Raw genomic sequence first — 6,363 nt, forward strand, 5'->3', positions numbered from 1 at the left:
CCGTGGCGGCACAGGTGGCGTCGGGGGCGCGAGCGGCTCGCGGTTACGCCCTCGGCGTGCTGGCCGTGGTGTTCGCAGCGCGTGCGATCGGCGACGCAGGCTCGGGCACCCTCTCGTGGTTCTCGCCGATCGGCTGGTCGGCGCAGGTACGGCCGTTCGCCGACGAGCGGTGGTGGCCGATGATGCTGTCACTGACGACCGCCACAGCATTCTGCGTCGGCGCGTTCGCCGCTGCGAATCGACGCGATCTCGGTGCCGGCTTGCGGGCCGAACACCGCGGCCGTGCAGCGGCCGCACCCTCGCTGTCCGGGCCGATCGCTCTCGCGTGGCGTCTCTCGCGCGGGACCGTAGCCGTCTGGACCGTCGGGCTTGCTCTGTTCGGCATCGCCATCGGATCGTCCACCGGCGGGATCGGTGACCAACTCGGCAGCAGCGCTGCCATCGGCGAGGCACTGGAGAAGTTCGGTGGCAGCACCGTCGAGCAGTCGTTCATCGCCGCTGTGCTGAGCATCGTGGGCGTGGTAGTCGCCGCGTTCGCTGTCTCGGCTCTGCTGCGGTTGCACAGCGAGGAAGAGGCGGGCCTGGCCGAGATCGTGCTGGCCACCGGGGTTTCGCGAGCGCGGTGGTTGGCAGGTCACCTGCTGTGCGCGGTCCTCGGCGCAGCGTGGCTGCTGCTGGTCGTCGGCCTCGCCATCGGGCTGACGTACGGGTCGGCCACCGGCGACGTCACAGGCGAACTGCCGTCCGTTCTGGTCGGTGCACTCGTTCAGCTGCCGGCCGTATGGGTGGTGACGGCCATCGGCGTGGCACTGTTCGGAGCTCTTCCTCGATTCGCGACCGTCCTGTGGGCCGTGCTGGCCGGTTTCGTCGCCCTCGGCCAGGTCGGGTCCGTGGTGGGCCTGCCGCAGCCGTGGCTCGATCTGTCGCCCTTCACCCATGTTCCGAGACTGCCGGGAGCAACGCTCACCCCGGTGCCGATCGGCTGGCTCGTCGCGGTGGCCATCGTCGTCGGTATAGGAGGTTTCACAGCATTCCGACGAAGAGACATCCGAGGCTGACGGGGGTCCGATAGCATCGACGTGGCCGATTTGCCCGGCCCGGCCCGACATGGTGGCGTCCTGTCGGTTCCGTGATCTCTGAGCCGAACGCGCATGGAGGCTACGTGCAATCGACATTCCTGCGCACCTGGTGGAACCAGCCACACAGCTACGAGTCGGTGGTCAGCTACCTCGACCTGCACGGTGCGCTCGCACCGTATCGCCTCGCTGCATCTCTGAGCACGTTCACGTACGGACTCGGTGCTGCTGCGCTGCTCTGGCTCACCGACGCCCCGCCGACCTCGGCGATCGCCAGGTCGGTCTTCGTCGTTGCGATCGTGTCGACGCTGTTGGTCGGTATCGCCTGGCTGAAGGCTCCGTGGCCGTCGAAGCGGGTATCGGTGATGTTCGCCGCGTACTCGGACATCGGAGTAACGCTGGTTCTGTTGTCCTACGGATCGCCGCAGACCGCCTTCTTGGCTCTGGCGATGCTCGCAGCCAACAGCGTGTACGTCCAGCTCTTCCACAGTCCGAGGGTCATGGCGCTGCATCTGCTGTGGGCCGGAGCGGCCATGACGCTGTTCTTCGTGCTGATCCTGCTCTCGCCCGAGGCCGATCACGGTCTGGCCATCGCGCAACTCGTGGTGCTCGTGCCCATCACGTTCATGGGCCCCACCTTCTTCCAGTACCTGCTCCTCAAACTGCAGGTCCAAGCGCAGGCGGCCAACTTCGACCCGCTCACTCAGGTGCGCAGTCGGCGAGGGCTCGACGAGGCGCTCCCGGTGTATTTCCTCGGTGCGACCGATGTCTCGGTGATGGTCGTCGACGTGGACCGATTCAAGTCGATCAACGACAGATTCGGTCACCACCAGGGGGACGCCGCCCTGCAGCTAGTCGCACGCCGGTTGACCACGGACGGTGTGCTGGTCGCGCGGGTGGGCGGTGAAGAATTCGCGGTGGTGACCAAATCGGCCGAGAACGAGGCCCTCGCACTGGCCGAGAAGTATCGGGGTGCCGCGTATTTCGCGGAGGACCCCGCACCACTGACAGTGAGCATCGGCGTCGCGCACTGCACATATCCCGTTGCCGAAGGCATCGGTTTCGACGTCGTCGAACTCACCACACTGTTGCTGCGACGTGCCGATGCGGCGATGTACGAGGCCAAACAGCAGGGCGGCAATCAGGTGGTCGTAGCGGGCTCGACGCCCCGAAACGATCGGACTCCGTCAGGCACCGAGACGTGAGTGCAGCGACGCTACGACTCAGTTCGGAGTCGAGTCGTCGTACTGGTTCTCGACGTTCTGTTGGAATTCGTCGGCACACTGCTGTTGCGCCGCAGTATCGCTGCCTGCGTTGCTCAGGCAGTCGGTGAAGTCCTGGCCACCCACTGCGTTGAACAGGCCGACGCCGACGACGACGAGAACGATCGACAGAGCTGCGGCCACGAAGCCGAGAATGATCGCGACGAGTGACACGGTGCCGTTGGTGGCGGTGCGCTTCTTGTACCTGGACCGTCCGATGAAACCGAGAACGATGGCGATCAGGCCGAGAAGAATTCCGCCGACGATGGTCCAGGAGAACAACAAACCCAGAATCGCCAGGACCAGAGCCACGGTGCCGACCGTGTTCTTCGGGGCTACCGGCTGTTGTGGGTACCCGCCCTGCTGGGGGTACTCACCAGGTGAAGGGTAGTTTCCGGGCGGGGGATAGTTTCCAGGCGGCGGATTCTGATTCGACACGTCGAGTACCTCCGAGATCGGCGATCGTGAACGCTCGGAGTGTATGCAGGTGTCTGTTGTGCGCACAGGCCCCCACGCGCTCCCGTGATCAACTTGTCATCGAACGTGGTTGTCAACCGCCGAGTCGCGAATGCATCTCCCAGATCAGCACCTCGGCCGGCTCGGTAGCGGTGATGGTTTGTCCACCAGTCGAACTCATGCGGACGGCGTCGCCCTCCCAGAGCTCGCCCACCCCCTCGAGCGTGACGGTGCCGCGCGCGACGAACAGGTGCACGAACGGGGCGTCGGGCACCGTCGCCGAATTTCCGGGCAACAGCCTGGCGGCGTGCAGCGCAGCCGACTTCTGTGAGATGCCGATCGCCGCCTGCCCGCGGTGCTTGTCCATCCCCGACGCGACGGTGACCAAGCCGCCTCGCAGTAATTCGTCGCCGATTTCGAGCTGTTCGTACCCGGGAGTGACACCGGGGCTGTCCGGAAGTACCCACATCTGCACGAAGCGAACGGGTTCGGTGTGCTTGTTGCCGTCGATGCTCCAGGAGTCGTTCTTCTCGGAGTGCATGATGCCCTTGCCCGCGGTCATCCGTTGCGCGAGGCCGGGATAGATGATTCCGGAATGACCGATGGAGTCCTGATGCACCAGTGAACCCTGCATCACCCACGTGACGATCTCCATGTCGCGATGCGGATGCGTCTCGAATCCCTGACCGGCAGTGACGATGTCGTCGTTGTTGACCAGCAACAGTCCGTGATGGGTGTTGTCGGGGTCGTAGTGCTGGCCGAAGGAGAACGAATGTTTCGAGTCCAGCCAGGACACACGGGTTTTCGATCGATCACCGGCACGATGTACGTCGATGTGGGCGGTCAGTGGAGCGGACATGAGACCACTCTACGAGCATGTCTGTGCACGGGCGTACGACCTGCATAACGTTCGGGTGTCTTTGCCGTCGGTGTGTGGGCGGCACCGGGAGTGGGTAGGTTTCGCTACGTACGCTCACATGCTTCGCAAACTCCGAAGAAGGCGGCGAGAAATTCTCATGGTCGGTTCCAGCTCGAGTGTGGCACGCACGGTCGAACCCCAGCTCGAGGACGCCTTGGCGGCGTGGTTGCCAGGTCAACGGTGGTTCGGCGCAAAGGGTTCGACGGTGAGTTCGGTGCGGATCGTCGCGCGCGACGTGCTCCGAGACGAACCGCACTTCGCGGCCGAGCATCTGCTGGTGGAGGTGCAGTTGACACAGGACGGCGCGGCCGTGGTGCAGACCTACCAGGTGCCCCTGGGCTTTCGGACCGAACCGACCGACGATCTCCGGCCGTGGTTGCTGCCCGTGGTGGGCGACGTGGCCGTCTACGACGGTCTGCGCGACCCCGAGGTCATCGGCCTGTACGGAGATGCGCTTGCTGCCGGAAAAGCCACTGGCAGCATCGAATTCAAGGTCGTCGACGGTTCGAGTGTGCCGAGCGGTCTGCGCGGTCGGGTTCTCGGGGCCGAGCAGTCCAACACCTCGGTGATTCTCGGTGATCTGCTGTTGCTCAAGCTGTTTCGTCAGGTGCCGCCGGGAATCAGTCCGGATGTGGAACTGCATCGCGCGCTGGCACAGGCGGGGAGCGTCAACGTGGCGCCGCTTCGGGGCTGGCTGGAAACCGAAGTCGGTGGTGAACCCACGACGCTCGGCATGGCTCAGGATTTCGCCGCGAACTCCGCCGAGGGGTGGACTGCGGCGCTGGCCAGCGTGCAGGAGGTGTTCGACTCACCGGAGACGCCGATCGAAGACCTGCCCGCAGATTTCGCCCCGGACGCCCACCGAATCGGAGCAGCCGTGGCGCAGGTGCACCACGACCTCGCATCGGTGCTGGGCACCGCCGAACGGTCGGTCGAGTCGACCGCCGTCGAGGAGATCCTCGCCCGCATCTCGGGAGTCGCCAGGGTGGTGCCGGAGATCACGCAGTACATCCCGGCGGCGACCGCGCTGATCTCTCGGGCGGAGGCGTCGAACAGCACCACGGTGCAGCGGATCCACGGTGACCTGCATCTGGGTCAGGTGTTGGGCACCCCCGAACGGTGGCTGCTCATCGATTTCGAGGGTGAGCCGGCGAAGACCTTGGCCGAGCGTCGGCAGATGGACAGCGCTCTGCGTGACGTGGCGGGAATGTTGCGCTCGTTCGACTACGCCGCCAACCACCTGCTGGTCGATCTGCCCGAGGACCAGTCGGCGCGAGAGCGCGCCGAGAAGTGGGCGGCCCGCAGCATCGCTGCATTCTTCGACGGCTACGCCTCGGTGGCCGGGCACGATCCCCGCGAGGAGGCCGACCTGTTGCGCGCATACGAGCTGGACAAGGCCGTGTACGAAGTTCTGTACGAGGCACGCAACCGGCCCACCTGGCTGTCGTTGCCGCTGCGCGCCGTGGCGCGCCTGGTGAGCTGATCGGTGAGCTGATGCTGAGCTGGGGGGCGGGAGTGGAGCCTGCAGTAACGACCTCAGGGGGCGGGAGTGGAGCCTGCAGCAACGACCCAGGGGTCGTGGTCGACCGGCCTGTCTACGACAAGTACCGTATTGCCTGACACGGGAGGCAGGACATGAACGGTATCTTGGCAATTTTCGGCATCGCGGTGGTCGTCATCACCATCGTCGTGGTGGTCGTGCTCGTTGCGGTGTTGTTCGTCGCATCGATCAAGCCCAACAGTCTCAACATCGACCTGGACCGCAAGAAGCGCGCCCGGGAAGAAAGTTCCACGAAGGCCTGAGACTTCCGTCACGCCCGAGACCGATTCGTTCTCGGGCGGAGTTGTATCGAGTCGAAGCGCCGACCGACGCTTCCGGTTCTACAACTGGAGTCCTCGTGAGCACTTCCCTGAAAGCTCCGGCCGCGTCCGGGTCGTCGGGGTGTGCGCCCCGCATCAGGTCGCGGATGCTCGGCGAGTCGGTGCTCGCTCAGTTCACGCGCTTCGTGATCGTCGGGGTATCGAGCAACGGTGTGTACGCCCTGTTGTTCGTCGCCCTCGCTTCTCTCGGATCGTTCACTGCCAACCTCGCAGGTGTGGCCGCGAGTACCGTGCTCGCCAACGAGCTGCACCGCCGTCACACCTTTCATGCGGCCGGTCGTGTCGGCTGGTTCCAGACGCAGTGGGAAGCCGGGGGACTGGCCCTGATCGGGCTCGGCCTGAGTACCGCCTCACTGGCCGCAGTGCACATCCTGTTCCCGGCACCGCCGACGTACGTCCAAGTTCTGGTCGTCATCGCTGTGGGTGGCATCTTCGGAGCCGCCCGGTTCCTCGCTCTCCGTGGCTGGGTGTTCCGTCCGGCGACGCTCGCGTCCTCGGGATCCGGTCTCGCTGCTCGCTGAGCTGTGACGTTGCACCATTGCGTGCAGACATCGATTGCTACCTCTAACAGAATCCGGGCAAGCCTCCGCGTGTCGCGCATCGATCGCCCTAGGCTTGCGAGCTGACGTCAACGCGAGGAGGCATCTCGATGGCCAGGGATCTGACACAACTCGAGCTTCTGCAAGAGCTGGTGCCCACTGCCGAGGACAATGTGAACCGTCACATCTCGATGGCGCGGGAGTGGCACCCTCACGACTACGTCCCGGGC

7 protein-coding genes and 1 pseudogene are annotated in these 6,363 nt (G+C 65.1%); 6 read left to right on the forward strand and 2 right to left on the reverse strand.

What is annotated here, in order from left to right; all coding sequences use genetic code 11:
- Together CH256_RS23490 and CH256_RS23495 are read left to right on the forward strand one after the other, a co-directional pair.
- Positions 1-1,058 (forward strand): ABC transporter permease (locus CH256_RS23490; RefSeq protein WP_143536657.1); only part of this gene is annotated, 1,058 nt, incomplete at its 5' end.
- A 104-nt stretch (positions 1,059-1,162) separates the two neighbouring features.
- Positions 1,163-2,281 carry a GGDEF domain-containing protein gene (locus tag CH256_RS23495; RefSeq protein ID WP_094670799.1) on the forward strand — a complete coding sequence of 373 codons (1,119 nt, stop codon included), beginning with the start codon at positions 1,163-1,165 and terminating at the stop codon, positions 2,279-2,281.
- A gap of 18 nt (positions 2,282-2,299) precedes the next feature.
- On the opposite strand, the gene CH256_RS23500 is transcribed toward CH256_RS23495, so the two are convergent.
- Together CH256_RS23500 and CH256_RS23505 are read right to left on the reverse strand one after the other, a co-directional pair.
- Positions 2,300-2,776, reverse strand: a complete 477-nt coding sequence (locus CH256_RS23500) for a DUF4190 domain-containing protein (RefSeq protein ID WP_231893762.1) — start codon at positions 2,774-2,776, stop codon at positions 2,300-2,302.
- 112 nt (positions 2,777-2,888) lie between these two features.
- On the reverse strand, positions 2,889-3,653 hold the full coding sequence (locus CH256_RS23505) for a pirin family protein (protein WP_068048829.1): 765 nt from the start codon (positions 3,651-3,653) through the stop codon (positions 2,889-2,891).
- A 157-nt stretch (positions 3,654-3,810) separates the two neighbouring features.
- Between CH256_RS23505 and CH256_RS23510 the strand changes: the two genes are divergently transcribed.
- From CH256_RS23510 to CH256_RS28775, 4 genes and pseudogenes are all read left to right on the forward strand, one after another.
- Entirely contained in the window at positions 3,811-5,196 is a 1,386-nt protein-coding gene (locus CH256_RS23510; protein ID WP_179272202.1) for a maltokinase N-terminal cap-like domain-containing protein, read from the forward strand.
- A 152-nt stretch (positions 5,197-5,348) separates the two neighbouring features.
- Complete coding sequence (locus tag CH256_RS28215; protein ID WP_156516139.1) at positions 5,349-5,516, forward strand: hypothetical protein; 168 nt, start codon at positions 5,349-5,351, stop codon at positions 5,514-5,516.
- Positions 5,517-5,680: 164 nt separating this feature from the next.
- On the forward strand, positions 5,681-6,115 hold the full coding sequence (locus tag CH256_RS23515) for a GtrA family protein (RefSeq protein ID WP_141215283.1): 435 nt from the start codon (positions 5,681-5,683) through the stop codon (positions 6,113-6,115).
- 128 nt (positions 6,116-6,243) lie between these two features.
- Positions 6,244-6,363 (forward strand): annotated as a pseudogene (locus CH256_RS28775) (acyl-ACP desaturase); the annotation flags it as partial.

Origin of the sequence: Rhodococcus sp. 05-2254-6 (assembly GCF_002258565.1) — a bacterium.
Lineage (GTDB): Bacteria > Actinomycetota > Actinomycetes > Mycobacteriales > Mycobacteriaceae > Rhodococcoides.